25 protein-coding genes and 1 tRNA gene are annotated in these 26,767 nt (G+C 32.2%); 19 read left to right on the plus strand and 7 right to left on the minus strand.

Features of this window, described 5'->3' with window-relative positions; translation table 11 throughout:
* Nucleotides 1-29 precede the first annotated feature (29 nt).
* From HPY79_04780 to HPY79_04805, 6 genes are all read right to left on the minus strand, one after another.
* Nucleotides 30-2,444 (minus strand): YfhO family protein, encoded by a 2,415-nt coding sequence (locus HPY79_04780; GenBank protein NSW45110.1) that lies wholly within the window; start codon nt 2,442-2,444, stop codon nt 30-32.
* 35 nt (nt 2,445-2,479) lie between these two features.
* Nucleotides 2,480-3,100, minus strand: coding sequence for a 16S rRNA (guanine(527)-N(7))-methyltransferase RsmG (rsmG, locus tag HPY79_04785; protein NSW45111.1), 621 nt, complete (start codon nt 3,098-3,100; stop codon nt 2,480-2,482).
* Between the two features lie 6 nt (nt 3,101-3,106).
* Nucleotides 3,107-3,712 (minus strand): sigma-70 family RNA polymerase sigma factor, encoded by a 606-nt coding sequence (locus HPY79_04790; protein NSW45112.1) that lies wholly within the window; start codon nt 3,710-3,712, stop codon nt 3,107-3,109.
* Nucleotides 3,703-4,680: a glycosyltransferase gene (locus HPY79_04795; GenBank protein NSW45113.1), complete on the minus strand. Its 978-nt coding sequence runs from the start codon at nt 4,678-4,680 to the stop codon at nt 3,703-3,705. The genes HPY79_04790 and HPY79_04795 overlap by 10 nt, the downstream gene beginning before the upstream one ends.
* Before the next feature lie 778 nt (nt 4,681-5,458).
* Entirely contained in the window at nt 5,459-7,258 is a 1,800-nt protein-coding gene (locus HPY79_04800) for a PAS domain S-box protein (GenBank protein NSW45114.1), read from the minus strand.
* 5 nt (nt 7,259-7,263) lie between these two features.
* Nucleotides 7,264-7,713: a DUF4293 domain-containing protein gene (locus HPY79_04805; protein ID NSW45115.1), complete on the minus strand. Its 450-nt coding sequence runs from the start codon at nt 7,711-7,713 to the stop codon at nt 7,264-7,266.
* Nucleotides 7,714-7,779: 66 nt separating this feature from the next.
* Here HPY79_04805 and HPY79_04810 point away from each other — a divergent pair, with 66 nt between their 5' ends.
* From HPY79_04810 to HPY79_04890, 17 genes are all read left to right on the plus strand, one after another.
* Nucleotides 7,780-9,567, plus strand: a complete 1,788-nt coding sequence (locus HPY79_04810; GenBank protein ID NSW45116.1) for a chloride channel protein — start codon at nt 7,780-7,782, stop codon at nt 9,565-9,567.
* A 102-nt stretch (nt 9,568-9,669) separates the two neighbouring features.
* The gene (locus tag HPY79_04815; GenBank protein NSW45117.1) at nt 9,670-9,909 is read left to right on the plus strand and encodes a thioredoxin family protein; all 240 of its coding nucleotides are present in this window, start codon (nt 9,670-9,672) and stop codon (nt 9,907-9,909) included.
* Nucleotides 9,910-9,912: 3 nt separating this feature from the next.
* Nucleotides 9,913-10,242 (plus strand): helix-turn-helix transcriptional regulator, encoded by a 330-nt coding sequence (locus HPY79_04820; protein ID NSW45118.1) that lies wholly within the window; start codon nt 9,913-9,915, stop codon nt 10,240-10,242.
* A gap of 130 nt (nt 10,243-10,372) precedes the next feature.
* Nucleotides 10,373-10,840 (plus strand): hypothetical protein, encoded by a 468-nt coding sequence (locus HPY79_04825; GenBank protein NSW45119.1) that lies wholly within the window; start codon nt 10,373-10,375, stop codon nt 10,838-10,840.
* Nucleotides 10,841-10,844: 4 nt separating this feature from the next.
* Nucleotides 10,845-11,261, plus strand: a complete 417-nt coding sequence (locus HPY79_04830; GenBank protein NSW45120.1) for a hypothetical protein — start codon at nt 10,845-10,847, stop codon at nt 11,259-11,261.
* A 2-nt stretch (nt 11,262-11,263) separates the two neighbouring features.
* The gene (locus HPY79_04835; protein ID NSW45121.1) at nt 11,264-11,968 is read left to right on the plus strand and encodes a sulfite exporter TauE/SafE family protein; all 705 of its coding nucleotides are present in this window, start codon (nt 11,264-11,266) and stop codon (nt 11,966-11,968) included.
* A 13-nt stretch (nt 11,969-11,981) separates the two neighbouring features.
* Nucleotides 11,982-13,322 carry a permease gene (locus HPY79_04840; GenBank protein ID NSW45122.1) on the plus strand — a complete coding sequence of 447 codons (1,341 nt, stop codon included), beginning with the start codon at nt 11,982-11,984 and terminating at the stop codon, nt 13,320-13,322.
* 12 nt (nt 13,323-13,334) lie between these two features.
* Nucleotides 13,335-13,562 (plus strand): DUF2798 domain-containing protein, encoded by a 228-nt coding sequence (locus HPY79_04845; protein NSW45123.1) that lies wholly within the window; start codon nt 13,335-13,337, stop codon nt 13,560-13,562.
* A 113-nt stretch (nt 13,563-13,675) separates the two neighbouring features.
* The gene (gene polA / locus HPY79_04850; GenBank protein ID NSW45124.1) at nt 13,676-16,459 is read left to right on the plus strand and encodes a DNA polymerase I; all 2,784 of its coding nucleotides are present in this window, start codon (nt 13,676-13,678) and stop codon (nt 16,457-16,459) included.
* Nucleotides 16,460-16,642: 183 nt separating this feature from the next.
* Complete coding sequence (locus HPY79_04855) at nt 16,643-17,257, plus strand: TetR/AcrR family transcriptional regulator (GenBank protein NSW45125.1); 615 nt, start codon at nt 16,643-16,645, stop codon at nt 17,255-17,257.
* 2 nt (nt 17,258-17,259) lie between these two features.
* Nucleotides 17,260-18,579, plus strand: coding sequence for a TolC family protein (locus HPY79_04860; GenBank protein NSW45126.1), 1,320 nt, complete (start codon nt 17,260-17,262; stop codon nt 18,577-18,579).
* A gap of 19 nt (nt 18,580-18,598) precedes the next feature.
* A complete protein-coding gene (locus HPY79_04865) occupies nt 18,599-19,630 on the plus strand; it encodes an efflux RND transporter periplasmic adaptor subunit (GenBank protein ID NSW45127.1) in 1,032 nt (343 codons plus the stop codon).
* A 20-nt stretch (nt 19,631-19,650) separates the two neighbouring features.
* A complete protein-coding gene (locus tag HPY79_04870; protein ID NSW45128.1) occupies nt 19,651-22,776 on the plus strand; it encodes an efflux RND transporter permease subunit in 3,126 nt (1,041 codons plus the stop codon).
* A gap of 98 nt (nt 22,777-22,874) precedes the next feature.
* Nucleotides 22,875-23,168: a hypothetical protein gene (locus tag HPY79_04875; protein NSW45129.1), complete on the plus strand. Its 294-nt coding sequence runs from the start codon at nt 22,875-22,877 to the stop codon at nt 23,166-23,168.
* Between the two features lie 49 nt (nt 23,169-23,217).
* Nucleotides 23,218-23,291: transfer RNA gene (locus tag HPY79_04880), tRNA-Ile, on the plus strand.
* 32 nt (nt 23,292-23,323) lie between these two features.
* Nucleotides 23,324-23,617 (plus strand): GIY-YIG nuclease family protein, encoded by a 294-nt coding sequence (locus HPY79_04885; protein ID NSW45130.1) that lies wholly within the window; start codon nt 23,324-23,326, stop codon nt 23,615-23,617.
* A 151-nt stretch (nt 23,618-23,768) separates the two neighbouring features.
* Nucleotides 23,769-24,347: a superoxide dismutase gene (locus HPY79_04890; GenBank protein ID NSW45131.1), complete on the plus strand. Its 579-nt coding sequence runs from the start codon at nt 23,769-23,771 to the stop codon at nt 24,345-24,347.
* Here the strand turns inward: HPY79_04890 and HPY79_04895 are convergent.
* The gene (locus HPY79_04895) at nt 24,344-25,135 is read right to left on the minus strand and encodes a M48 family metallopeptidase (protein NSW45132.1); all 792 of its coding nucleotides are present in this window, start codon (nt 25,133-25,135) and stop codon (nt 24,344-24,346) included. The genes HPY79_04890 and HPY79_04895 overlap by 4 nt on opposite strands.
* Before the next feature lie 65 nt (nt 25,136-25,200).
* Between HPY79_04895 and HPY79_04900 the strand changes: the two genes are divergently transcribed.
* Nucleotides 25,201-25,542 (plus strand): nucleotide pyrophosphohydrolase, encoded by a 342-nt coding sequence (locus HPY79_04900; protein NSW45133.1) that lies wholly within the window; start codon nt 25,201-25,203, stop codon nt 25,540-25,542.
* Nucleotides 25,539-26,492: a lipoate--protein ligase gene (locus tag HPY79_04905; protein NSW45134.1), complete on the plus strand. Its 954-nt coding sequence runs from the start codon at nt 25,539-25,541 to the stop codon at nt 26,490-26,492. The genes HPY79_04900 and HPY79_04905 overlap by 4 nt, the downstream gene beginning before the upstream one ends.
* Nucleotides 26,493-26,767 lie beyond the last annotated feature (275 nt).

The raw sequence follows: 26,767 nt of genomic DNA on the forward strand, positions 1-26,767 counted from the left end.
ATCGATATGAAACGATTTTCTTGCAATGTTTATTTTTCTTTAAAAAACTCTTTGTAAAAAGCAAAGATAGCTAATAATAGCAAAATAATGGAACTTGCAAGCGAAATTTTTTCTCCAATAAAATACGATGAAGGTTCAAATATAAAATCAATCTGATGTTGACCTGAAGGGAGAATGGCTGCACGTAAAACATAATTTACACGAAAATATTTTGATTTTTGACCATCTATATAAAGATTCCATCCTTTATCGTAATAAATATCAGAAAAAACGGTAAATTGTGGCGTTTGTGCATTATATGAATACGAAAGCTTATTCGGTGAGTAATAAGTAAGTTTTATTTTTGCTGTTGAATCGGGTTGAAATTTAAAATCTTTTAATTCGTTGGCAAATCGTTTGTCAATAATGGCTATCGAATCGGCTTTGAAGTTGGTTAAAGCTGCTATTTCGCTATCGGCATTTTCGACTATTTTATATGCTTTTACAAACCAAGCATTGCCCAGAGCTTCTGGGTTGTATTGAGCCACAGGTTCTTGATTTTGTCCTTTAAAAATAATGTATTTGGTATTGAGCATATTTAATACTTGGAAGTTATTTTTCGAAATTTGATTTTCGATTAATTCTTGATATCGTTTCATTTTTGCACCATGATATCCCCCAATCGATTTATGAAAATATGATGTGCTGGCGTCATTAAAAGTATTCACTGTTACATTCAGCACACGATAGTAAGGATCGGGGTCTTGTAAAATTTGTAAATCGGCATTGGTGGGTTTAAATGGATCTTTTGCTTTGCTTGCTTCAACAAACATTTCGTCGTGAACATAACGTTTATTTACAGGCCAAAGATCTATTAAAAATAGTAAAGCAAAAGCAACGATTGCCCATTTAGTTTTTATTTTATCTTTAAAGATTAAAAATACTACTAGGGCAGTAATTAAGATAAATATCAACGAGCGAAATGCGTCGGTTCTAAACATACTTTCACGGTCGGAGATAATATCTGATAAAGGATAACCCGCTTTTGCTAGGTCGTTATCGATACCAGCATTAAAATTGAAAAACATTCCGGGCATAATAAGCAAGATAAGACATATACCGCCAAGTATTCCAACCGACCATTTAAGCGATTTATATAAACGACTTTTATCGATAGGTTGCGTTAATAAATCATATAAAGTATAAATGGCTAAAAATGGCATGGTAAACTCGGCTATAACTAATATCATCGAAACAGTTCTAAATTTATCGTATCCGGGAAAATGGTCAAAGAAAAAGTTAGTTAAGGGCATAAAATTTTTTCCCCATGCAAGCATAATAGAGAAAAGTGTAGCAATAAACATCCACCATTTAATCCACCCTTTTAGATAAAACATGCCTAATAAAAATAAGAAAAACACAACGGCACCAATATATACAGGTCCACTGGTAAATGGCTGAGTGCCCCAGTAAGTAGGGATTTGTTGACAGATTTGGTCGGCTTGAGCACTTCCGTATTGATTTTTAAAATATTCGTAAGTGTTACTTCCTTCGTCTAATTTTGTGTATGATGCTCCTCCTTTGGCGTTGGGAATTAGAAGGGTAAGCGTTTCGTCAACTCCATAACTCCATGCAGTAGCGTAGTCTTTATCGAGACCGGTTGTTTTGTTTTCTTTATTGGTAGTTAGTTCCGATGGACCTCGGGTTGAATATTTCCCGTATTCGTATGTTAACCAAAGATTTGTTGCATTGCTTCCAATGGCTAAGGCTGTAGCAATGCCCAATATAGCCGATGTTTTTATAAAATGTTTATATGTTTTGGTTCGAATAACCGAAATTAGTTCGAAAAGCAAAAAAACTAAGATAATTAAAAAGGTGTAATAAGTAATTTGTAGGTGGTTTACCATTAATTGCATAGTAAGAAAAATACCAAAAATAATAGACCCGATTATGGGTTTTGATTTGTAAGCTACATATATGGAAGCTACAATTACCGGAAGATATCCAATTGCCAAAGCTTTTGTAATGTGTCCTGGTTCGAGAATAATAAGAAAATACGAAGAAAATGCATAGGCAAGTGAGCCAGCAAAGCTAAGGAATGGTTTAAAACCAAGCATTAAGAGGGCGATATAAAATCCAAGCAAATATAAAAATAACATTCCAACGGGTTTGAAGCCATTGAGTGAGCATACTTGATGTAAATATTTCCATATATTATTTTGAGCAACATTGATAATAAGGTATGTAGGCATTCCGCCAAACATGCTATTTGTCCATAAGGCTACTTCGCCTGTTTTTTCGTAATAATCGTTAGCTTCTTTGGCCATGCCATAGTAGTTTGCAACGTCGCTTTGTTGTAAGCGTTTTCCTTGTAAAATAGGCGAAAAATAAGCAAACGATAAAATTAAAAACGCAATAATAGGCAATAAATACTTACCAAACTGATTTAATGATATTTTGTTCATAAGCAAAAATTTTTCAAATGTAGTTAATTTTTATATTAATGATTTAAAAGGTTTGTTTTTAGCCAAACAATCTTTTTGGTTTCGAAAAAGGGAATAGGTATTTTATCGTAAATATTAAAGATTTGAATTTTATCTTTAAACAGAGTAAGTTCTTGCAACAAATCGCCCCCTTTTAAATAAATAATTCCTCCGTATGGGTTATATGATAAATTTTTTCGTGTTATAGCCACAAATTCGTTAAAATTGCATACAGCTCTGCTAACAATATAATCGTAGGTTTGTTTATGTTCTTTTACGTTGATATGTAGGGTTTTGACATTTGTAAGTTTTAATGAATTAGAAATTTGTTCTACTACTTTAATTTTTTTTCCGATAGAATCAACTAAAGTAAATTGACAGTGAGGAAACATAATAGCCAAAGGAATACCAGGAAATCCTCCACCTGTACCCACATCGAGTATAGTATGATTAGAGAAATCAAAAAAAGCAGCAATTGTTAATGAATGTAAAATATGATGTTCGTATAAGTGGTCAATATCTTTGCGCGAAATGACATTTATTTTAGCATTCCATTCTTTATATAAAGGATCTAATTGTTTAAACTGCTCAATTTGGTATGAGTTTAAATTTGGGAAAAACTGTAAAAGTTTATCCATATAGGATTAAATCTTGTCTTTAGATTTTTTTATAATGAGATACAGCAATTCGCGTGCGCGGAAAAGTTGTGCTTTAACTGTTCCTATAGGAATTTCGAGTTCGGCAGCGATTTCTTCGTATGAGTATTCTTTAAAATACCTTAATTCAATGAGCATTCGATAACGTGGCTTTAGTTTTTCGACTACATCGCGCATTAGTATAAACTTTTGTTCTCGAATAAGTTCTTCTTCGGGGTCTAAAGTATCGGATGGCAATGAAATAGATGAATCTTGGTCACTTCCTTCGGCGGGAGGTCCATCAATAGAAACAAGGTCGGTTTTCTTTTTACGTAAAAAATCGATGCAGTTGTTGGTTGCGATTTTAAACAACCATGTACTAAAAGCAAAACTTGGAGAATATTGTGATAAATTACGAAAAGCTTTTGTAAACGCTTCGATGGTTAAATCTTCGGCATCTACTTTATTGGCAACCATTTTGAGTAACATAAAGTAGATAGAATCGCGGTAGCGACCCATAAGTTCAGCAAACGATTTTTCGTCGCCTTTGATAGCTTGTTGTACAAGCACATAATCTTGAAGGGCTTTATTGCTTAGGTTAGGGCTTATTTCCATGTTCGCTGCTGATGTGGGTTTTTGGTTAATTTAATTATTAAATCATTGATTAAATACAACATATCAAACAGCGGCGAAAATAATAATAAATCTTGTTCTTTCAAAGTTTTTGACGAAAAATAATATGCGATGATTAAAAAAATTAGCCGGAGAATAAAAATGGATACAATTATTGGAAGGGTGCGAATGTCTAAAATTAAAAGAACTGGTATTAAAAGATAAAATAACCAACGGCTCAATGGTTCGAGACTTAGCAATATTTTGTGTTTGTTTTTATATAATTTAAAAGTACTTTGATGTCGTTTTTTTTGAATTATCCATGAAAAATAATCGGTTTTAGCACTTGAACGGGTGTGAGCAAGGGTGTTGACAGCTACGTTTTGAGAGGTTGCATGTTCGTTAACAAAGAGATCGTCATCGCCCGAAAATAGCATGGCATGATTAGCAAAACCTTTGTTTTTAAAGAATAACGATTTTTTGTAAGAGAGATTTCGTCCAACGCCCATATAAGGGATATGTGCTTTTGCAAATCCCATATATTGCATGGCAATAAACAAGGTGTCGAACCGTATGAATTTATTGAGAAATCCTTTTGTTTTAAAATATCCGCCATAACCAAGTACGATATCGGTTTTTTCGGAGTATGTGCTCATCATTTGACGAATCCAATTACTCGAAACGCATTCACAATCGGCATCAGTAAATAACAGGTATTCGTTCGAAGCAGCTTTTATGCCAATGGTTAATGCCAATTTTTTACCATGATTAAATTTTTCATCTTTTTTTATGGTAGATATTTTTAAATGTGGATAAATTTTGGAAAAATCTTCAAGTACCCAGTGGCTATCGTCTTCTGAAGCGTCGTTTACAACAATGACTTCGTAGTTTGGATAGTTTTGTGTTAATACAGAAGGTAAAAAACGCTTTAAGTTTTCTTCTTCGTTACGCGCACATATGACAACTGACACAGGAGGGGTAAAATTAGGGTTTAATTTTGTTTTTTTGTTGAATCGTAGGTAAAAAAATAGATAATAAAATAACTGTATTAGGCTGAAAAAAAGCCAGATTATACCTATTATAATCACAATTTCTGAAAAATGAAAATTTAATGTCATAGCGGCTGCAATATTACAAATAGTAAATTTACAATTCTAAAATATGTAAAAAAAATATTTAACGAAATTATTCACCGTATAAAATTTTCAATTTCTGCGTGTTATGATTTTTGGGCTGTTTATTAGTTAACCTAATTTGTTTTAGGTTTGTATTTTAAAAATTGAGCCCTTTGCAAAACTAAAAAACGTACTCGTTTATTGTGATAAAAATTTCAAACTTATTTTAATTATTTGTATTGCTTTTTATCTATATATTAGAACAATCTAAATGATAAAAAGAAGCAATGTGTAACTCTCACGTCATGGCAAGCGAACGCATCCCCTTATCGTCAATACGATTCTTCTCTTAAAAAAGAGAAGAAGAAGCTATCTCCACCACACACACAACACAATTGTAACGAGCATCGGGAATATTGCTTCTCCCTATTTCTCGGGATCAAAACAACATGCCAACCCTTCATTCGCAATAACGGGAAGGGATGGCAATTACAAAAAAGAGTTTTGCAAAGGTCTTAATTATGATAATTATGAATGGTTGAAATTTGATAAGTTTATTGCAACAAAATATAAGTAACATTCATGCGATATTTCTTCGTCTTATAATTATTTTGTGCAGGATATGTTTTAATACTTACATATTTTCGCCAAATTGAGCTCTATACTTTTTAATTAATTCTTCGGCTTCTTTAAGTTGAGTTATTTCCATAATGTTTCCGACTATATAAATACCGTTTTCAGAGGAAATAATTTGATACTTGTCGTTAAGCCATTTGTAGGTGCCATTTTTATGTTTAAATCGATATTCTACTGTAAATTCATTTTCGTTTTCGTTAACATTACTAATCATTTTAGCTACGATGTTATTAGCTTTTTGAATATCGTCGGGATGTAGAAGCGATTTAATTTCTTCAGCTGACATTCGGTAAAACTCATCGGGTGTGTATCCAAGTATGTGGTATAGTGCAAAGCTTATGTATTCGTAATTACCTGTTTCAACATTTAGTTTGTATAATATTTGACGCGAGTTTTCTAATATTTCTTTAAAGTAACTTTCTTGTTTGTGATAAGCACTAAGTAAGAGTTTCTTTTCAGTAATATCTTCGAATACAATTAGATAATCGATAGAGTTTTCATCTTTTTTAAAGTGTGATATATAAACCGATAATGAAAGTGTTTTATTATAAGGCAAAAGCGATAATTCTATATGAACATGATGTTGAATTGTATTGTTGCCCTGAAAATTAGTAGCTAATAATTCTATAAAACGTTGGGTATTATTGCTATCTTCAGCTACATTTAATATTTTTTTAGCAGCTGGGTTTAATGTAACTGGAGTTAATTCGCTATTAAGGTGAATAATACCTAATGGGATGTTGTCATATAAAAGTTTAAAACTTTCTTCTTTTTCTTTTAGTGTATTAATAATTGTTTTGCGTGTGCTAATATCGCGAACTACTGCCAAAACATAGTCTTCGTTTTCAAAAGTAAATTTACTTAGCGAAATTTCAGCAGGGAAAGGATTTTTTCCATTGCGTAAGTGTATCCACTCAAATTGCTGAGGTATGCCTTTTAAAGCAGCTTGAATTTTTTCTCGTGCTAGTTCACGCGAAGATTTGCCATTGGGTTGAGTAAGGGGGCTAAAACGATAATGAAAAGGAGTATGCATAATTAATTCTTCGAGCGTACATTCATATATTTCTAATATTCGTTTGTTGCAATCAATAAATTTATCGTCTTTCAAAACTAAAAAACCATCTGATATAGATTCAAAAATTGTTTGGTATTTTTTTTCGCGTTCATTAAGTTCAAGTTCTATTAATTTATGTTTCGTTATGTTTTTTGCAATTCCTTCAATATAAGCAATTTCACCTTTATCATTAAAAATGGCAATTTCTTTTATTTCGAGATAACAGATATTGTTTTTGTTCGTTTTTACTTGTAGTTCTAATTTAGGAGAAGGTAATTTTTCGGTTAAATAAAATTGGTGTCTTTCGAATGTGCCTTCATATATTGCTGCAGCGCCGATGTTTTTATAGTTTATAATAAAATCTGCCTTGGGGTAGCCTAGAACATTTGTAACAGATGAGCTTAAATAAACAAAAGGTTTACCGGGTTCGTGTCGATAGAAAAAATAATCGTCAATAAGGTTATCAACAATTAGACGGTAGTTTTTATAAACCGATTCGTAACTTTCTTGTGTTATGCGATAGTTTTTAAAGGGTTTTCGAAGCATTTTAAATAAAAAAAGTGTGAGTATAAATGGTATAATAATCCATCGATATATTTGAATTTTATACCAAAGTACAGTGTTTTGAACAATGGCATCAATTACAAAGTCAGAAAATAAAAATATTACTAAAATTGAAACAAAGAAAAAAACAATAAGTTTTAAAGCAAGTGAACGTTGATATATTTGCAAAAAACGACGCATAAGTTTTATCTTATTCTGTCTGCCGATCTAACAAGTTCTTCGTCTCGTTTTATATATTTGAAAGCTAAAAGGTGCAATATGGCTATTATGATTGGTAAAATAGAGGCATATTGTAAAAATATTTCTGCGTTTAATTGATGTGCTGTTTCATATATGATATATGCAACAATTCCTTGTAAACCAATTAACAGTATGGTATTGTATATGTTAAAACGCATTTGAAGAATACGATTTTTGTATAAGAAAATAATAATTAAATTAAGTAAAATCGTGATAATGTTAAATATTAAAAGCGAATAAGAATACTGAATTTGATCGTTAAAAACATAACCTTTAATATAGATTTCGTAAAAAGTAGCATCGTTTATTTGTAAAATAGCTAATGGTTGAAAAAACATCATTATTTGTAAAACAAATGCTATCAATAAAAACAATGTTTGTATTCTTTGAATCATTATTAAAAAAGTTTAGCTCAAAGGTAATGTATTTTCTTTAAATTTACTTACTTTGTGCCTAAGTTTATGCAAAGTTTTCTGTTCAAATTAAAAAAAGCTCTGAATGCCATATTATTATGGCGTTTAAAGCATATAAACGATCAACAATACATTATTATTATTGCAATTTTAGTGGGTTTATTTTCGGGCTTAGTTGCTGTGTTAATAAAAAATACAGTACACCTTGTGCAGTGGACATTAACTTTTTTCTTTGTGTCGCGCTATCAAAATATAATGTTGCTCTTTTATCCAATGATAGGTATTGGTATTGTTTTTTTGCTTATTCGCTTTGTTTTTCGTAGATTGCCCAAAGCAGAAATTCCCGATGTTTTATATGCCATTCATCGCGAAAAAGGTAAAATAAAACCTTCAAATACCTGGATAACCATGATTCTGAGTTCTATAACAGTAGGTTTTGGGGGATCGGTAGGGTTAGAAGGTCCATCAGCAACTGCAGGTGCTTCTTTGGGATCGGCTGTAGCTCAGTTTTTACGTCTCAATAAAAAACAAACCATACTTTTGATTAGTTGTGCCGGAGCTGGTGCTATTGCTTCGCTATTTAAAGCACCTATTGCAGGGGTTGTTTTTGCATTGGAGATTTTTATGCTCGATTTAACCATGTCGTCTATACTCCCACTTCTTATATCGGCTACTGTTGGGGCTATTACTTCCTATCTTTTTTTTGGTAACGATGTTTTATACGATTTTCATATTGTAATTAAACCATCATGGAGCGAAATTCCTTTTTTTATTATTTTAGGAATACTTACAGGCGTGTTTTCTATATATTTTATAAAAATTAAAGAATTTTCGCATAAAATATTTTCCCGACTAGATAAACATTGGAAAAAATGGTTGTTGGGTGGTTTATCGCTTGGGATGATGATTTTTTTTATGCCACCTCTATTCGGTGAAGGCTATTCAACCGTTAATTCATGTTTACATGGCGATTATAGTTTTTTGTTTTTAAACAGTCCTTTTTACGATTATAAAGACAGTATTTATGCCGTACTCTTAATGTTTTTTTCACTTATTATTTTAAAATCGTTTGCAACTTTTTTTACTTTAGAAGCAGGTGGAATTGGTGGTATTTTTGCCCCTATCTTGTTTTTAGGTTCTAGTATCGGTTTTTTTATAGCTATTTTACTTAACTTGTTTGGTGTTTATGTGGTTCCTAGTAACTTTGCTATGGTTGCCATGGCGGGTATGTTGTCGGGTGTTATGTTTGCACCATTGACTGGAATTTTTTTGATTGCAGAAGTTACAAATGGTTACGATCTTATTATTCCTCTTATGATTGTTAGTTCTGCATCGTATGGAATGGTTCGTATGGTATTTAAGCATTCTATTTATAATCAAAGTTTAGCTCAAAAAGGTATTTTATTCGGACACAATAAAACTAAAAATGTCTTAGCATCGATGAAAGTGTCTGACTTTTTAGAAACTAATTTTTTGCCTGTCCATCCTAACGATTCGTTAAGAAAGCTTACAGAAATAATTAGCAAGTCGAGCAGAAATATTTACCCTGTTGTTGATCATGAGGGAATGTTTTTAGGATTGGTTTTTCTCGACCATATTAAACATCTTATTTTTAAAAGTGAATATTACGATACGTTAAAAGTTTCAGATTTAAGTTATATGCCGAACGGTATAGTAAATTTAAACGATCCTATGATAGAAGTTATTAAAATATTTCACAATACAGGAAATTTTAACCTACCCGTACTTGATAAAGGAAAATATGTAGGCTTTATATCGAGAGCTCAAATATTTAGCGCCTTTCAGCAAGAAATGGACTATTTATCAGATGAATAAACAAGTAAATTTAATTAATGTTCTAGATACAAATAAAATTTTTTTTTCAAATTAATATTTCGTAATTTTGCGAAATATAAAACTAAGGTAAAAATTTAAATTATGGAAATAAAAGTATTAGGAACCGGTTGTGCTAAGTGCCGTCAATTAGAGCAAATAGTAATCGAAGCAATTAAAGACATGGAAGTAAAGCCAACGGTAGTTAAAGAAGAAGATATTACTCGTATTATGAGTTACGGAGTTATGCGAACACCTGCTTTGGTTATTAACGAAAAACTTGTGTTAAGTGGAAGAGTGCCTTCCGTAAAAGAAGTTACAGAGCTGATTGAAAAAAATAAATAAACAATGGCCGATAAAAAAGATTTTACTGAAAAACAAAAACAAATAGCTCGAATAGCAAAAGCACTTAGCCATCCGGCAAGGGTATATATTATACAGCGATTGCTCGCCGAAAATCGGTGCAATGGTATTGGTTGCTGTACCAGTGGCGAAATGATTGACGATATTCCTATTGCTCGCTCTACTTTATCGCAACATTTAAAAGAGCTTAAATATGCAGGTTTGATACAAGGCGAAATTGAACCACCCAAGATTAAATATTGTCTTAATTTGGAAAACTGGCAATTGGCTCAACAATATTTTAATGAATTGTTTAATGAAAAAAAAGATTTTTGATATAGCCATAGGAACCAATGCACACGAACTGAAAATGAAATTATCACTCATCCATAAATGGATTATTCCATCTCGTCATACTGGCGAGACAAGTTCTGATGTTTACTGAAAAAATAAAAAATAATTAAAGATGAAAAAGATAAGTTTTGTGTTTATTTTAATAGGTCTGATGTTTTTAGTTGCTTGTCAACAAAATGGCGATAATAAGGCAAAAAACAGCGTCAGCACATCGGTTGTAACGATAGATTCTAATACTACAACCCCCATTGTTTTGGTATATAATTTTTATAGTACGCATCGCTGTCCATCTTGTATCGCTATTGAAAATGCAACTATTAAAACTTTAGATAGTTTATATACCGAACAAGTTAAAAATGGTATTATAAAACGTTTTAGTATAAATATAGACGATGCGGCTAATGCGAAACTTTGTGAAAAATATCAAGCTTTTGGCTCTGGAATTTTTGTTACTCAAATATTAAAAGGTAAAGAAACAACTATTGACTTAACGGGTGATGGCTTTAAATTTGCTATGAATAAAGAAGAAAAGTTTATAGAAATTCTAAAATCGAAAATTGACGAATTTTTAAAACAATAAAATCATGAACAAACTTTTATTATTAACCACGGTATTAGTTTTTAGTCTAAATTTTTATGGACAAGATATTAAAAAACCTACTGCCAGAACCAAATTATTAGTTTATTATTTTCATCTAACCCATCGTTGCAATACGTGTCAAAGTATTGAGGCAACTACCAAAAAGGTACTCGAAACTTATTATGCTAATGAATTGAAAAATGGTACTATTATTTTTCAAACTTTTAATTGTGAATTGCCAGAAAATAAAGTTTTAGTAGACAAATACCAAGCTTATGGTGCTACGCTTGCATTTACACCCATTGTAAAAGGAAAGGAGGCTGGAATTGACGACCAAACCAATTTTGCTTTTTCGAAAATTCATAACGAAGAAGTTTTTATTAAAGGATTACAAGAAAAAATAAATAGCTACTTAAGATAAATATGGAAGTCTTGCAACAATGGCTCGATTCGAGCAATGCCCCTATGCTATCTGCTCTTATTTTGGGCATTATGACAGCAATAAGTCCATGTCCCCTTGCCACTAACATTACAGCAATAGGATTTATTAGCAAAGATATAGAAAATCGACGTCGTATTTTTTTTAACGGACTTTGGTATACTTTAGGGCGTGCAATAAGTTATACTGCAATAGCAACAATATTATTTTTGGGAGCTAGTACATTTCATATTGCCCGATTTTTTCAGAGCAATGGTGAAAAATTTCTTGGACCATTGCTGATTTTAATCGGAATTTTTATGCTTGATATTATTAAAATTAATTTCCCAGCTTTAACAAATCTTACTGAACGTTTTGAAAAAAAAGATAATAAAAACAATGGCTGGAGGGCTTTATTGTTAGGGATGATTTTTGCATTAGCATTTTGTCCATATAGTGGGGCATTATATTTTGGCATGCTTATACCACTTACCATTAGTAGTTCATCGGGTTTAGTGTTACCTGTTATTTTTGCTATTGCTACCGGATTGCCAGTTGTTATTGTTGCTTATTTACTAGCTTTTAGCATTTCTAGCTTAGGTAATTTTTATAAAAATGTAAAAATATTTGAAAAATGGTTTAGGATCATTGTAGCTATTGTATTCATTTTTGTTGGAATTTATTATGTTTATATGTTTTACTTAGTATAATTTAATTTTTCTTATGGAAACTAAAAAAGAGATAAAAATCCTGTTGTGGATGATAGTAATATTTACTGCTGCTTTCTTTCTTCCTATTGAAAGCGATCGATTTAATACAGCAGTAGCAGCAACTTTCGATTTAATAAAATGGTACGCTCGCGAACATGTTATTTTGTGTTTGTTACCTGCATTTTTTATTGCAGGTGTGATTTCAGTGTTTGTAAGTCAAGGTTCAGTATTACGTTATTTTGGGGCCAATGCAAAAAAATGGTTAGCATATTCGGTAGCTGCCATTTCGGGAACTATTTTAGCTGTTTGTAGTTGTACTATATTGCCTCTTTTTTCGAGTATTCATAAGCGGGGTGCTGGATTAGGTCCTGCTATCGCTTTTTTATATTCAGGTCCTGCTATTAATATTCTCGCGATTATTCTTACTGCACGTATTTTAGGTTTTGAAATGGGCGTTGCTCGTACTATTAGTGCTATTAGTTTTAGCATAATTATTGGTTTAATAATGGCGTTTATTTATCGTAAGGAAGAAAAAATAAAGGCAGAAGAACAAATGAATATAATTCCACCTGCTGAAAAACGTCCAATTTGGCAAACATCATTTCACTTTTTCACATTAGTGTTTATTCTTGTATTTGCAAATTGGGGAAAGCCTGTTTCTGACGATGTATCGAGCCTATGGTATTATATTTGGACATACAAATGGTATATTACTGGTTTTTTTGCGTTATTGCTTTGCTATTCTTTAATTAAAATTTTAAAAATAAAATGGCAATGGGTTTTAGGAGCGTTTTTGGTAACAATATTATCCGTATGGAGTGCATATTTTATTGAAAACCCTAAATTAGCACCGCTTTTACCTATGATTGTAGGCATTGCATCGCTAAGCATTATTACTTTAAAAGATAAGCAAGATGATGAAAATAAAGAATGGACAATTGCCTCGTGGGGATTTGCAAAGCAAATTCTTCCTTTATTAGCTGTTGGAGTTATTACTGCTGGCTTTTTACTTGGTTCTACTCACGATGGGAGAACGATTGCTGGAGTAATTCCTAATGAATGGATACAATGGGCAGTTGGCGGCAATTCGATTATTTCAAACCTTTTTGCATCAATTGTTGGTGCTTTTATGTATTTTGCCACTCTTACCGAAGTTCCAATTTTACAAGGTCTTATTGCTGCCGGTATGGGTAAAGGACCAGCGTTAGCTTTGTTATTGGCAGGACCTTCCTTGTCTTTGCCCAATATGTTAGTTATTCGTGGAGTTCTTGGTACTAAGAAAACAGTAGTTTATGTAAGTTTAGTTATTGTAATGGCTACCATTACTGGAATCATTTATGGTTCTATTTTTTAAAATAGTTAAAATATGAAAATTTCAAGAAAAAATGAAATGAAAATAACATTGGTTATAATGGTATTTATTATGACCTTAGTTGTTTCGTTTGTTAATGTTGTTTTTAATTTTGGTCTTTCAAACGAATTTCTTATTAAATGGTTAAAAATGTGGGCGTTGGCTTTTGTTATTGCATTGCCCGTTGTAATGATAATTATGCCAATAATTAAAAAAGTAATATCTAGATATATAAACGATTAGCATATTAATAGAAGTCCTTTTTATAGTAAAGGAAATAGAATAAGCTACTTTGTTTAATAAAAGTTAAGAGTTATCATAATTTTCTTTATCTTTATACCATAAAATCAATATACATGAAAAAAGTTTTCTTTCTTGATGCTTATGCATTAATATTCAGAGCATATTATGCTTTTATTAAAAATCCACGTATCAATTCAAAGGGAATCAATACTTCAGCAATTTTTGGTTTTATGAATTCTCTTTTAGATGTTATTCAAAAAGAAAAACCAACACATTTGGCCATTGTATTCGATTCGTCTGCAAAAACCTTTCGCCACGATCTATTCCCGGCATACAAGGCTACTCGCGAAGCTACACCTGAAGATATTAAAAATTCTATCCCATACATTAAACAAATAATAGAAGCACTCGAAATACCTGTTTTTGAAGTTCCTGGATATGAGGCAGATGATGTTATCGGAACTTTAGCTAAAGATTTTGCTCGTAAAGATTACATGGTATTTATGATGACACCCGACAAAGATTTTTGCCAGTTAGTCGATAAAAATATTTTTATATATAAACCATCACGTTCGGGAAGCGATGTAGAAATCTGGGGAATTCCAGAAGTTCAACGTCAATTTGAAGTTCAATATCCCTTGCAGGTTATAGATGTATTAGGTCTTTGGGGTGATGCCTCCGATAATGTGCCCGGTGCTCCAGGCATTGGCGAAAAAACAGCAAAAAAGCTTATAAAAGAATTTGGATCTATTGAGTCATTGTTGCAACAAACCGATAAACTCAGTGGAAAAATTAAAGAAAACCTCGAAAAATATAAAGATCAAATACTTTTATCTAAAAAACTTGTAACTATTTATACGTCTGTTCCACTAGAAATTTACGAAGACAATATACGTTTAACTAAACCCGATATTTCTAAAATAACTCCCATATTTGATGAATTAGAATTTAAAAATTTATTACGTCGTTTTTATGAGTGGAGCAAAGGGATTGTATTACCTTCGTCGCACCCAGAAGTTAATATGGATGAACCCAATTTATTTAATCAAAACCCCGAATTAGTTACCAATATTATTTCACCGCATAAAAAAATAAACGATGTGCCTCATCAATATACACTACTAAAAGAAGAAAGTCAGTTTTTAGCATTGATCGAAGAAATTAAAACGCAAAAAAAATTTGCATTCGATACCGAAACTACATCTTTAGATACTATTGCACCCGAAATAGTAGGAATATCGTTTTGCACTGAGCCTCATAAGGCTTATTATATTAATTTACCAATAAACAAACAAGAAAGCAAAGACATACTTCAATTATTTAAGCCTATTTTTGAAAATTCTGAAATATTGAAAATAGCCCATAATTTAAAATTTGATTATCAAGTATTAAAAGCCTACGATATTCATGTTACTATGCCATATTTTGACACCATGGTGGCACACTATCTTTTAGAACCTGAGCAACGTCATGGTTTAGATTATTTATCGCAAGCTTATTTAGATTATATACCGATTCCAATAGAATCGCTTATTGGCGAAAAAAAAGCAAAACAAATAAGCTTACGTTTAGTAGAAGTTGATAAAGTAAAAGAATATTGCTGCGAAGATAGCGATGTAGCATATCAGTTATATCAAACTTTTAAGCCATTGCTTTTACGGGATAGCTTATTAGATTTGTTTGAAAAGATAGAGATGCCTTTGGTCGAAGTATTAGCAGAAATGGAATTAGCAGGCATTCGGCTTAACGAAAAGGCACTTATAGAACAATCAAAAAATATTTTGAACGATTTGCAAAATTTAGAACAAGATATATATCAACTTGCAGGGACAAATTTTAATATTAACTCGCCCCGACAATTGGGCGATGTGTTGTTTGAAAAACTATCTATCGATGCGAATGCTAAAAAAACAAAAACAAAACAATATGCTACCGGAGAAGAAGAACTTTTAAAGTATGTTGACAAACATCCCATCATTCAAAAAATTTTAGATTATAGAACGTTGCAAAAGTTATTAAGCACTTATATTGAATCATTACCACAATTAGTTCATCATAAAACTAAACGTTTGCATACTTCGTATAGTCAGGTTACAACAGCCACCGGTCGTTTAAGTAGTCTTAACCCTAATTTGCAAAATATTCCAATTCGCGAAGAGCGAGGACGCGAAATTCGTAAGGCATTTGTGCCATCAGAAAAACACCAGTATATTTTATCGGCCGATTATTCACAAATAGAACTTCGAATTATGGCTCACTTAAGCCAAGATGAGCATTTAATGGCAGCTTTTAAACATAATATAGATATTCATACTGCAACAGCATCGCGAATATTTGGTGTTTCAACCGAACAAGTTACGCGTGAAATGCGTTCTAAAGCTAAAGTGGCTAATTTTGGTATTATTTATGGAATATCGGCATTTGGCTTATCACAACGCTTACATATTAGCCGAACAGAAGCAAAACAACTTATCGATCAGTATTTTGAAAAATATCCAGGTGTAAAAAAATACATGAATCATCAAATAGAATTAGCACGCGAATTGGGTTATGTCGAAACTTTACTTAAACGACGCCGTTATTTGCCCGATATTAATTCGCGTAATGCAACTGTTCGCGGTTTTGCAGAGCGAAATGCTATTAATGCTCCTATTCAAGGCTCATCGGCCGATATTATTAAAATAGCAATGAATAAAGTTTTTGCAGCTTTTAATGAACATAAACTAAAAAGCCGTCTGCTTTTGCAAGTACATGACGAATTAGTGTTTGAGGTTACAATAGAAGAACTCGATATAGTTAAGCAAATAGTAAAACAGCAAATGGAAAATGCTATTCCACTAAGTATACCCCTTCTAGTAGAGATTGGTTATGGTGCTAATTGGCTCGAAGCTCATTAAAAAATGAACGCTTTTGTATATTCTAATTTTAAAAGATAAGATATTGTAAATTAGTACAGAGCCTTCTTCTAATAGACTTTTTTAAGCCTATTGTTAATTATTGTTAAAAAATTAGAAAACTATTTTTGTGTTAAAAGTTTTTTATTTACATTTGCAAAACTATTATAGTGTTAAAAGTTTTCTATGGCATCAACCGATTATATTATTCAACAAACCCTTTCGTTATTTAAGAAAATGGGGATTCGTAGTGTAACAATGGATTTAATTGCCGAACATTTAGGTATGTCTAAACGTACCTTATATGAATTATTTCCCAATAAAGACGATTTAGTAAAAGCCTGTTTAAATTTGGCTTTAAATGAACGAAAACAAAAGTCGCAGGAAATTATAGCAAAAAGTGAACATATTATCGAGACTTTTATTCTTTTTATGCAAATGCATATAAATGAACTCAAACAAGTAAACCCTCTTTTTTTATACGATTTAAAAAAGTATCATCCCGAAGTATCGTGCCAAAAAACAGCCGAATTTACAAGTACAATGCAAGAAAATATTTCAAGATTTATTGAAATGGGTAAGGAACAAGAACTATTTAGAGCCGATGTTGACTCTGATATTCATGCAAAACTTATTTACGAACAAGTAAATATTATTCAAAATTCCGATATTTTTCCTCCAGAAAAATATAGCGCATCGAAAATATTTGAACAAGCCACTTTTACATTTATTCGTGGAATATCTACTGAAAAAGGGTTAACTATTATAGATAAATATTATAAAAAACATAAAAACGATTAAATATGATACTGAATTATTATAGGAAAATCGCAGTATTAATTGCAAGCTTGCCATTAATGGTTTTAGGGCAGACCAGCACAATTAATTTAACCCTACAACAAGCTATAGAGTTAGGAATAAAACAAAACCTTATGAGGCAGGTCTCGCAATTAGAAGTAGAAAAGAAACAAGCTAAAGTAAACGAATACATGGCAAGTCTTTTCCCTAACATAAAAGCTTCAGGGAGCTATAATCGTAATATTGACCGACCGGTAATATTTATGCCCGCAGGTCCACCATTTTTTGGAAATGTTTTAAAAATGGGTTCGGATAATAGTTATACAGGTGGTGTTAGCTTTGGATTGCCTTTATTTAACATGGCTATTTATGAATCGATTGCACTTGGCAAAAAAGACCTTGCTTTAACAAAAGAAAAATTACGCGAAAACGAAATTCAACTTACGACTAATATTAAAAAAACTTATTATAATTTGTTGCTTTTAAAAGAATCGTATCGAGTAATGAACAAAAGCTATCATCATGCTTTAGAAAATGTTAAAAACATAACTCAAATGAACCAACAGGGAATGGTCTCTGATTACGATAAAATACGAGCACAGGTTCAAGTAGAAAATATAAAACCTAATTTAATTCAACTTCAGAAAAGTTACGATAATGTAATGCGAATGTTTAAACTTTTATTAAATATTGATGACAGTATTCAAGTTTTAATAGATACTACACTTATATACGATCAAAACATTATTGAAAATATATCATACGATAGTATTCAATACGAAAATAATACTACCTTACAGCAACTGCAATTGCAAAAAAGCTTAATTAAAAGCCAATTGCGTTTAACAAAGAGTAATATGTTTCCAACACTTATGGCAATTGGCAATTATCAATATCAAACACAAGCCGATAATTTTAAATTTAATGAATATAAATGGGTTAAAACTTCTATTTTGGGCTTACAATTAAATATTCCCTTATTTGCCGGATTGAGTGTTCATCGCCAAATAAAACAAGTAAATATTACGGCAAAAGAACTGGAATTGCAAGAACAGTTTACGCGTAAAAACATAGAAAGCCAAATTAATACAGCATTAAATAATATGCAAATAGCACAAGAAAAGCTAACATGGTCAAAACAAAATATGCAATTAGCCGAACAAGGTTATAATATTGCTAAGACTCGTTATAATACAGGTCAAAGTACATTACTTGAGCTCAATGATGCCGATAATGCACTAACTCAAGCGATGTTAAATCATATTCAGGCAAAGTTTGAATATTTAAATGCAAAATTTGATTTAGAACAATTGATAACTAAGTAAAAATTAAAAAACAAATCATATGAAAAAGGCTTCTTTAATTTTTATTCTTGCAATGGTGATCGTGTTTTCATCTTGCAATCAAAAACAGACCGAAGAAAAAAAGGTTGAAAACGAAATTCCTATTGTAAAAACGATGTTGGTTCAAAAGAAAAATATAGAACGAACCATTACTTATTCGGCTAACATCATGGCATACCAAGAGAACCATTTGGCACCTGCTGCTGCTGGTAGAGTAGAAAAAATATTGGTCGATGTAGGCGATATAGTTACAAAAGGGCAGACTTTAGTACTGCTCGACAGAACCAATTACAATCAAAGCAAAATACAATTCGAAAAACTAAAATTAGATTTAATGCGAATGGATTCTCTTTATAAAGTAGGTGGTGTATCTAAACAACAATACGAACAAATAAAAATGCAATACGATGTAACTAAAAACACCCTCGATTTTCTCGAAGAAAATACAACACTAAAATCACCTATAAACGGTGTTATTACTGGAAAATATTTAAACGACGGTGAGATGTTTGCTATGAGTCCAGTACCTTCAATAGGTAAACCGGCTATAATATCCATTATGAACTTAAGTACTGTTAAGCTTTTAGTTGCAATACCTGAAGCCTATTTTCCTGCTGTAAAAAAAGGAATGGTTAGTACGATTATGCTCGATATTTATCCCGATAAAAAATTTAAAGGGAAGATTGATAAAATATATCCTACTATCGATAATATGACAAAAACCTTTACGGTAGAGATAGTTATACCTAATCCGAACCAACTATTACGACCAGGTATGTTTGCCAGAGCAGAACTAAACTTTGGTCAAGTGGATGCTTTACTGGTACCCGCTTATGCTGTACTAAAACAAACAGGATCTAACGAACGCTTTGTTTTTATTTATAAAGATGGAATTGCAAAACGAAAAGTTGTTCAAATTGGAAGTGTTATTGACGATATGCTTGAAATTGTGAATGGCATTCAAGAAGGCGAAGAACTAATTTATCAGGGACATACATCATTGCTCGATGGTATGCAAGTAAAAAAACAATAATAAACTTAATTTAGAATATTATGAGTTTATATAGTAGTTCAGTAAAGAGTCCGGTAACCACCATAATGATATTTATTGGTGTTATTATATTTGGTTTATATTCCTTAACCAAAGTACCGGTCGATTTAATGCCTAAAGTCGAAACACCAACCCTTTCAGTTATTACATTTTATCAAGGTGCCAATGCTATTGATATTGAAGAGAATGTAACTAAACCACTCGAAAACCAGTTAGGTTCACTCCAAGGACTTAAAAAATTAACATCGTCCAGTAAAGACAATGTTTCGTTAATACAAATTGAATTTGAATACGGTACTAATATCGACGAGTCGAGCAATAGTGTTCGTGATGCTATTAGCATGGTCGATCGATTATTGCCAGAAGGATGTGAAAAGCCACTTATTTTTAAGTTTAGTACTGACATGATACCCGTTGTTATATATGGGGTTATGGCAAACGAAAGTTACCCTGCGCTAAAGAAAATACTTCAAGATAGATTAGTTGATAAACTGAGCCGAATTGATGGTGTAGGAACTGTGAGCATTGTGGGTGCTCCTATTCGTGCGGTACAAGTAAAGTGCGATCCGCGTAAACTCGATGCATACAATATTTCGATAGAACAAATTGGAAATGCCATTCGAGCTGAAAATATATCGCTACCGTCTGGAAATATTGAAACAGGTTCACTCGATTTGTCTGTTCGCGTTAATGGCGATTTTGTTACAAGCGATATGGTTAAAAATATAATCGTTGCGAATCAGAACAACAAAATAATTAAAGTTAGCGATGTTGCCTTTGTTGCCGATACACTTAAAAAATCGACCGTCGACGAGCGTGTAAATGGTGAGCATGGAGTTCGATTCTTAGTTCAAAAACAGTCGGGATCAAATACCGTAAAAGTGGCAAAACTTGTTAAAGCAAAACTTGAAGAAATTAAAAAAGATCTTCCACCCGATGTGAAGTTTATAGAATTACTTGATACATCTAAGTTTATCAACGATTCAGTAAGTAGTTTAGAAGAAACATTATTATATGCATTTATTTTTGTAGTATTTGTGGTTTTAATTTTTTTAGCACGATGGAGAGCAAGTTTTATAATATTGCTAACGATTCCGGTTTCGTTAATTAGTGCATTTATATATTTATATTTATCAGGCAATTCAATTAACATTATATCGCTATCTGCTCTTGCTATTGCAATTGGTATGGTGGTAGATGATGCTATTGTTGTACTCGAAAATATTACCAAGCATATTGAGCGAGGTAGTAGCCCACGCGAAGCTGCTATATACGCTACTAACGAAATAGGCTTAGCTATAGTAGCATCAACACTTACCATATTAGCAGTATTTTTGCCTCTTACCATGATAACCGGATTAACAGGAGTCTTTTTTAGACAATTAGGGTGGATTGTTTCTATTACCATGTTTGTTTCGTTAATCACCGCTCTAACACTTACGCCAATGTTAGCTTCGCAAATGCTAAAAGGAAATCTTTATTACAAGTACAAACCTAATCGCTTTGTTGATAAAGTGAATAAATTTTGGGGCTTTTTTGACGATTTTTATGTTAAATCTTTACAATTTTCGCTTAAACATAAAACATTAGTAATTGTTTCGTCTATTGTTATTTTTGTTGGTAGTTTAATGTTATTTAAGTTTATTGGCAAAGAATTTATGCCAGCATCCGATAATGGACGTATCAATGCGTCTATTGAATTGCCTCAAGGAATTAGAATCAGTGAAACACGCCAATTAGCCGATACTATAGAAAAAATAATAAAAACGAAATATCCCGAAATAACGGGAATTGCAACTAGTATTGGAACAGGCGAAGGTGGCAATCTTATGACAGCTCTTACCAAATCAGCATCGTATATTATTAACTTTACAATGGTATTAAGTGAAGCGTCGAAACGCCAACGTGATATTTTTGAAATTGGCGAATTGTTGCGAAACGATATCAAACAGTTTCCGCAGATAGCCACCTTTATTGTCGATCCAGGCGCATCACGTAGCATGGGATCATCTATGATGATGGGGGGAGGTGGAAGTAATTTAGAAGTTAAGGTGTTTGGATACGATTTTGACCAAACCAATAAAATATCAGAAGAATTAACGCAATTCTTAAAAACACAATCGGGTTTTAAAGATATAACAGTGAGCCGCGATAAGGATAAAGCCGAAATACAAATTATTCCTGATAGAAATAAATTATCCCAACTTGGATTAAACACCTCTATTTTAGCATCATCGGTTAGAAATAGAATTTTAGGTTATACTGCCAGTAAGTATAAAGAAGATGGTACAGAATACGATATTATTGTAAAGTACGATGATAATTTTCTAACAACAGTTAAAGATATTGAAAATATGTCTATAATAGGTCCACGTGGTAATACTGTAAAACTTAAAGATATAGCACAAATAAAACAAATGTACACTACACCTAATGTTGAACACGAAAATAAAATACGTGTTAACAAAATTGTTACGACTCTTCAAGGTCGAGATTTAGGTTCTGCTGTAGATATTATCAACAAACACTTAAAAGAGATGAATATGCCTAAAAACATATTTGTTGAAGTAGGCGGTGCAGCTAAAGACATGCAAGATTCGTTTAAAGACATTGCAATGTTGTTTGTTCTTATCATACTATTGGTATATATAGTAATGGCATCTCAGTTTGAGTCGTTGCGTGAACCTTTTATTATTATGTTTTCAGTTCCTTTTGCTGTAACTGGTGTTTTTCTTTCGTTATTTATTACAGGTACCACGCTTAATTTAATATCTGGAATTGCAATAGTTATGCTAGTGGGTATTGTAGTTAAGAATTCTATTGTTTTAATCGATTTTACCAATATTCTTCGCAATAGGGGTATGTCTATTTCAAAAGCCATAGCTGCAAGTGGTAAATCGCGTTTAAGACCTATATTAATGACATCGCTCACAACTATTTTAGGTATGTTTCCATTGGCTTTAAGTACGGGCGAGGGGGCTACTATGTGGCAACCAATGGGGATCGCTATGATTGGAGGTATGGTATTTTCGTTGATTATATCGTTAATATTGGTGCCTGTTATTTATAGTATATTCGGAAATATGAAAATTAAACGAGTTCGCAACGAAATTCGTAGAAAATTATAATAATGAAATTTGAATTGCAAATAGAAATAAGGAAAATTACTATGGTGGCATTTTAATTATTGGCATCAAATCGATTTTCATCAATAAAAAAATAAAATATGAAAGCAGTATTTATTGTGTATAATCAGGCTTTAACTGAACAAGTTGAACAAGCACTCGTCTCACTTAGCATTAGAGGTTACAGTAAATGGGAAGAAATGCAAGGAGCAGGGAGTAAAAACGGTGAGCCACACCTAGGTACTCATACATGGCCTACTATGAATTCTGGTATTATTACCATAATTGCAGACGAACTTGTACCAAAATTGTTAGTTAAAGTTAATGAAATAAATAAAGTTGCCGAAATGCAAGGGATTCATGCATTTGTGTGGAATATTGAAACAATGATATAAAAATATTTGGAAATTTGAATTTGCAATTGTAAATTTGCAGTCCAATTTTGGGCCCATAGCTCAGTAGGTTAGAGCACCTGACTCATAATCAGGGGGTCGTAGGATCGTGCCCTACTGGGCCCACAAAGAACACCTTTAGGGGTGTTTTTTTGTTTATGCACTATTGTTATATATTGTATAGCAAAAAAATAGATCGTTTTTACATAGGCGAGACAGAAGATTTTGTTCGCAGATATCAAGAACATTTAAGTGGTTATTTTAAGCATTCATTTACATCTCGAACGGATGATTGGGAATTATATATGTTAATAGAATGTTCGAATCGTTTTGAAGCGAGAAAGCTAGAAAATTTTCTAAAACGGATGAAGAGTAGAACTTTTATACAACGTTTAAAAAGCGATCCCTTTTTACTTGATGAAATAATGCAACATCAAATCAGGGGGTCGTAGTCCCGATTTATCGGGACGTGCCCTACTGGGCCCACAAAGAACAACAAGGGTTTCAGACGTTTTAAGTTTGAAGCCCTTTTTTAATTTGCACACAATTTGCATTTAAGTAAAAAAGCACTTAAATTTGCTCAAACAAAAAAATAAAAAATTTATGAAACACGAATTACCGGTATTGCCTTATGCTCCTAATGCTTTGGAGCCTGTAATTAGCCAAAAAACCATCGAATTTCATTATGGTAAACATCATCAGGCTTATGTTAATAATTTAAACAACTTGATTCCCGGAACCAAATTCGAAAATGCTGATTTGTTAACCATCATTAAAGAAGCCGACGGCGGGATTTACAATAACGGAGCTCAGGTTTGGAACCATACATTTTATTTCGAAGCATTTTCGCCTAAGCCTAAATCGATGCCCGAAGGAAAATTGTTAGCCGCAATTGAGCAAAAATTTGGAAGTTTTAATGCATTTAAAGAAGCATTTCAAAAAGCTGCAGTTACTTTATTTGGCTCGGGGTGGGCTTGGTTGGTAGTAAACAAAGAAGGTCAACTCGATATAATACAAACTTCTAATGCAGCTAATCCTATTCGTGATGGTCATAAACCCTTGCTTACTTGCGATGTTTGGGAACATGCTTATTACCTCGATTATCAAAATCGTCGTCCCGATTATATTAGTGAGTTTTGGAAAATAGTTGATTGGGCTGTAATTGAAAAACGATTTGCTTAATTAGCTTTATAGTATTTCATTGCTATAGGCAGGAATTTTTTCATCTCTTTAATCCGATTTTCGTCCGAAGGGTGGGTGCTTAAGAACTGTGGTACAGAACTACTACTCTTTTGGCTCATACGCTCCCAAAAAACAATGGCTTTTTCGGGGTTATAGCCAGCTTTTGCCATAATAACTAAACCAATTTTATCGGCTTCGTATTCATGTTTACGCGAATAAGCCAACGCACCAAGCGTAGCACTGATTCCATAAAGTGATTTGAAAATCTCTTTAGTTTCCTCAGGTTTTTGTTGCAAGGCAACATCAAGGGTAATTCCGCCCATCATAATAGCCATTTGCTGGCTCATACGTTCATTACCATGTTTGGCAATGGCATGAGCCATTTCGTGCCCCATGACTACAGCGATACCATCATCGTCTAGTGTGTATGGAAAAATTCCCGAATAAAAAACAATTTTTCCGCCCGGCATACACCATGCATTAACTGTGGGGTTTTCTACTACATGAAATTCCCATTTTTGGCTTCTGATGCGATCTTTATATTTTGAATTAGCAAAAAGTGCATTAACGGCATTCACCATCCTGTTTCCAACATTTTCTAGTTGCTGACTTCTTTTATCGCTTGATGGAACTACCTGACTTTTCGAAATAAATTCCTGATAGCTGGTAAGAGCTAAACTAGTTACCATAACATCAGGTAAAAGTCGTATTTGATTTCGATTGGTAATAGGAACTTTATAACAGGCAACTAAGAAAAATAAAGCAAATAAGAAAGATAATGCCTTCATAAATTTACGTTTTTTTAATGCAAATATAAAACGATTTCATGTAACTTTGCCATATATTTTTTTTTATGGAAGATAAAGAATATACATTAAAGGAGCTTCAAAACATTACCGATCATTGGATAAAATCGGTGGGTGTACGATACTTTAACGAATTAACCAATACGGTTATATTAATGGAAGAAGTTGGGGAGTTCGCTCGAATTATGGCCCGAACTTATGGAGAACAATCGTTTAAAGAGAGTGATAAAAATAGTAGTATCGAAGAAGAAATGGCCGATATTTTATGGGTATTGATTTGTTTAGCTAATCAAACAGGGGTAGATCTCAATCAGGCGTTTATTCAAAAGTATAATAAACGTTCAATTCGCGATAAAGAAAGGCATCAAAATAATAATAAACTTAAATGATAGCCATTTTAAGCCCAAGTTATGATCCTTATTTTAATGTTGCATTAGAATATTATTTATTGCATTTTTTTGACGATGAGGTTTTGCTCTTATATCGTAATGAAACATCTGTTATTGTTGGCAAACATCAAAACGCCTTTGCCGAAGCCAACCAAAATTTTCTTCGACAGCATCAAATTCCACTTATTAGAAGAATATCGGGAGGAGGTACGGTTTATCACGATTTAGGTAATATAAATATAACACTTATTAGAGAAGGTAAACTCGATTTTAATGTTTTTTTGTCTCCTCTTATTAAATCATTAGCATTGTTTAATTTGAATGTTGAGCAAAACTTAAAAAATGACTTATTGTTGGGTGGCAAAAAAATTACCGGTACTGCGGCACATGTATATAAAAATAAAACCCTTCATCATGGCACATTGCTTTTTGATGCCGATCAACATTTACTTCATCTGGCTTTGAGTGGTAATAAATCTTTGTTTGAGGATAATAGTGTAAAATCAAAACCTTCGCCTACAACGAATATTAAACAATATTTGAATGATTTAAAAAATGCAGAAGCCTTTACAAAAGAAATATATGAACAGTTAAAAAATAGTTATAAAATAAAGCATGATTATTCATTGTTAAAAAACGATATTAAAAATATAAACGATTGGATAAAATATCGCTTTAAAACATGGGATTGGAATTATGGTTATTCGCCTGCGTTTGAATTTGTAAATACAATTTTTGAAAAAGAATCCGAAATTAAGCTAAAGTTTTTTGTTAAAAGTGGTATGATAGAAAAGGCATCCATTAGTATTAATAATGAAATTATTTTATTAGAATTTTTGCATCATAGCCAATTTATTCAGGATAATATCATAGACAAACTTTTATCGTGGAGCAAAAAAAACTGCCCAACACTTACGTTGGACAGTTTTGAAAAACTGTTAGATTTTTAGTTGATTACCATCCTGGACCTAAATCGCCAATAATAAGACGAATAAAATCAATTAAAACCCAAATACTTAATGCTACTAAAATAACATAACCAATAATAAACCAAATCGTTAGAATACCAACTAAAAACATTACAAGTTGCCAAATACCCTTGAGACCTTTGCAAAATTATATTATTTTTTTGATATATCAAAAATATTTGCCTAAAATTGAATTTTTAAGGTAATGATTCAAATTGCAGGACGATTTTATTCAAAAAAACATCTTTTTTAAAGCC

The organism is Bacteroidales bacterium (assembly GCA_013314715.1).
Taxonomy (GTDB): Bacteria; Bacteroidota; Bacteroidia; order Bacteroidales; family GWA2-32-17; genus Ch61.

Bases quoted from the DNA above. Each gene is read 5' to 3' on its own strand.
- HPY79_04905 (NSW45134.1), top strand. From the start codon at position 25,539: ATGATAGCCATTTTAAGCCCAAGTTATGATCCTTATTTTAATGTTGCA.
- HPY79_04820 (NSW45118.1), top strand. From the start codon at position 9,913: ATGGCCGATAAAAAAGATTTTACTGAAAAACAAAAACAAATAGCTCGA.
- HPY79_04830 (NSW45120.1), top strand. From the start codon at position 10,845: ATGAACAAACTTTTATTATTAACCACGGTATTAGTTTTTAGTCTAAAT.
- HPY79_04840 (NSW45122.1), top strand. From the start codon at position 11,982: ATGGAAACTAAAAAAGAGATAAAAATCCTGTTGTGGATGATAGTAATA.
- polA (NSW45124.1), top strand. From the start codon at position 13,676: ATGAAAAAAGTTTTCTTTCTTGATGCTTATGCATTAATATTCAGAGCA.
- HPY79_04800 (NSW45114.1), bottom strand. From the start codon at position 7,258: ATGCGTCGTTTTTTGCAAATATATCAACGTTCACTTGCTTTAAAACTT.
- HPY79_04875 (NSW45129.1), top strand. From the start codon at position 22,875: ATGAAAGCAGTATTTATTGTGTATAATCAGGCTTTAACTGAACAAGTT.
- HPY79_04890 (NSW45131.1), top strand. From the start codon at position 23,769: ATGAAACACGAATTACCGGTATTGCCTTATGCTCCTAATGCTTTGGAG.
- HPY79_04870 (NSW45128.1), top strand. From the start codon at position 19,651: ATGAGTTTATATAGTAGTTCAGTAAAGAGTCCGGTAACCACCATAATG.
- HPY79_04860 (NSW45126.1), top strand. From the start codon at position 17,260: ATGATACTGAATTATTATAGGAAAATCGCAGTATTAATTGCAAGCTTG.
- HPY79_04845 (NSW45123.1), top strand. From the start codon at position 13,335: ATGAAAATTTCAAGAAAAAATGAAATGAAAATAACATTGGTTATAATG.
- HPY79_04815 (NSW45117.1), top strand. From the start codon at position 9,670: ATGGAAATAAAAGTATTAGGAACCGGTTGTGCTAAGTGCCGTCAATTA.
- HPY79_04780 (NSW45110.1), bottom strand. From the start codon at position 2,444: ATGAACAAAATATCATTAAATCAGTTTGGTAAGTATTTATTGCCTATT.
- HPY79_04805 (NSW45115.1), bottom strand. From the start codon at position 7,713: ATGATTCAAAGAATACAAACATTGTTTTTATTGATAGCATTTGTTTTA.
- HPY79_04865 (NSW45127.1), top strand. From the start codon at position 18,599: ATGAAAAAGGCTTCTTTAATTTTTATTCTTGCAATGGTGATCGTGTTT.
- HPY79_04825 (NSW45119.1), top strand. From the start codon at position 10,373: ATGAAAAAGATAAGTTTTGTGTTTATTTTAATAGGTCTGATGTTTTTA.
- HPY79_04855 (NSW45125.1), top strand. From the start codon at position 16,643: ATGGCATCAACCGATTATATTATTCAACAAACCCTTTCGTTATTTAAG.
- rsmG (NSW45111.1), bottom strand. From the start codon at position 3,100: ATGGATAAACTTTTACAGTTTTTCCCAAATTTAAACTCATACCAAATT.
- HPY79_04790 (NSW45112.1), bottom strand. From the start codon at position 3,712: ATGGAAATAAGCCCTAACCTAAGCAATAAAGCCCTTCAAGATTATGTG.
- HPY79_04835 (NSW45121.1), top strand. From the start codon at position 11,264: ATGGAAGTCTTGCAACAATGGCTCGATTCGAGCAATGCCCCTATGCTA.
- HPY79_04895 (NSW45132.1), bottom strand. From the start codon at position 25,135: ATGAAGGCATTATCTTTCTTATTTGCTTTATTTTTCTTAGTTGCCTGT.
- HPY79_04900 (NSW45133.1), top strand. From the start codon at position 25,201: ATGGAAGATAAAGAATATACATTAAAGGAGCTTCAAAACATTACCGAT.
- HPY79_04810 (NSW45116.1), top strand. From the start codon at position 7,780: ATGCAAAGTTTTCTGTTCAAATTAAAAAAAGCTCTGAATGCCATATTA.
- HPY79_04885 (NSW45130.1), top strand. From the start codon at position 23,324: ATGCACTATTGTTATATATTGTATAGCAAAAAAATAGATCGTTTTTAC.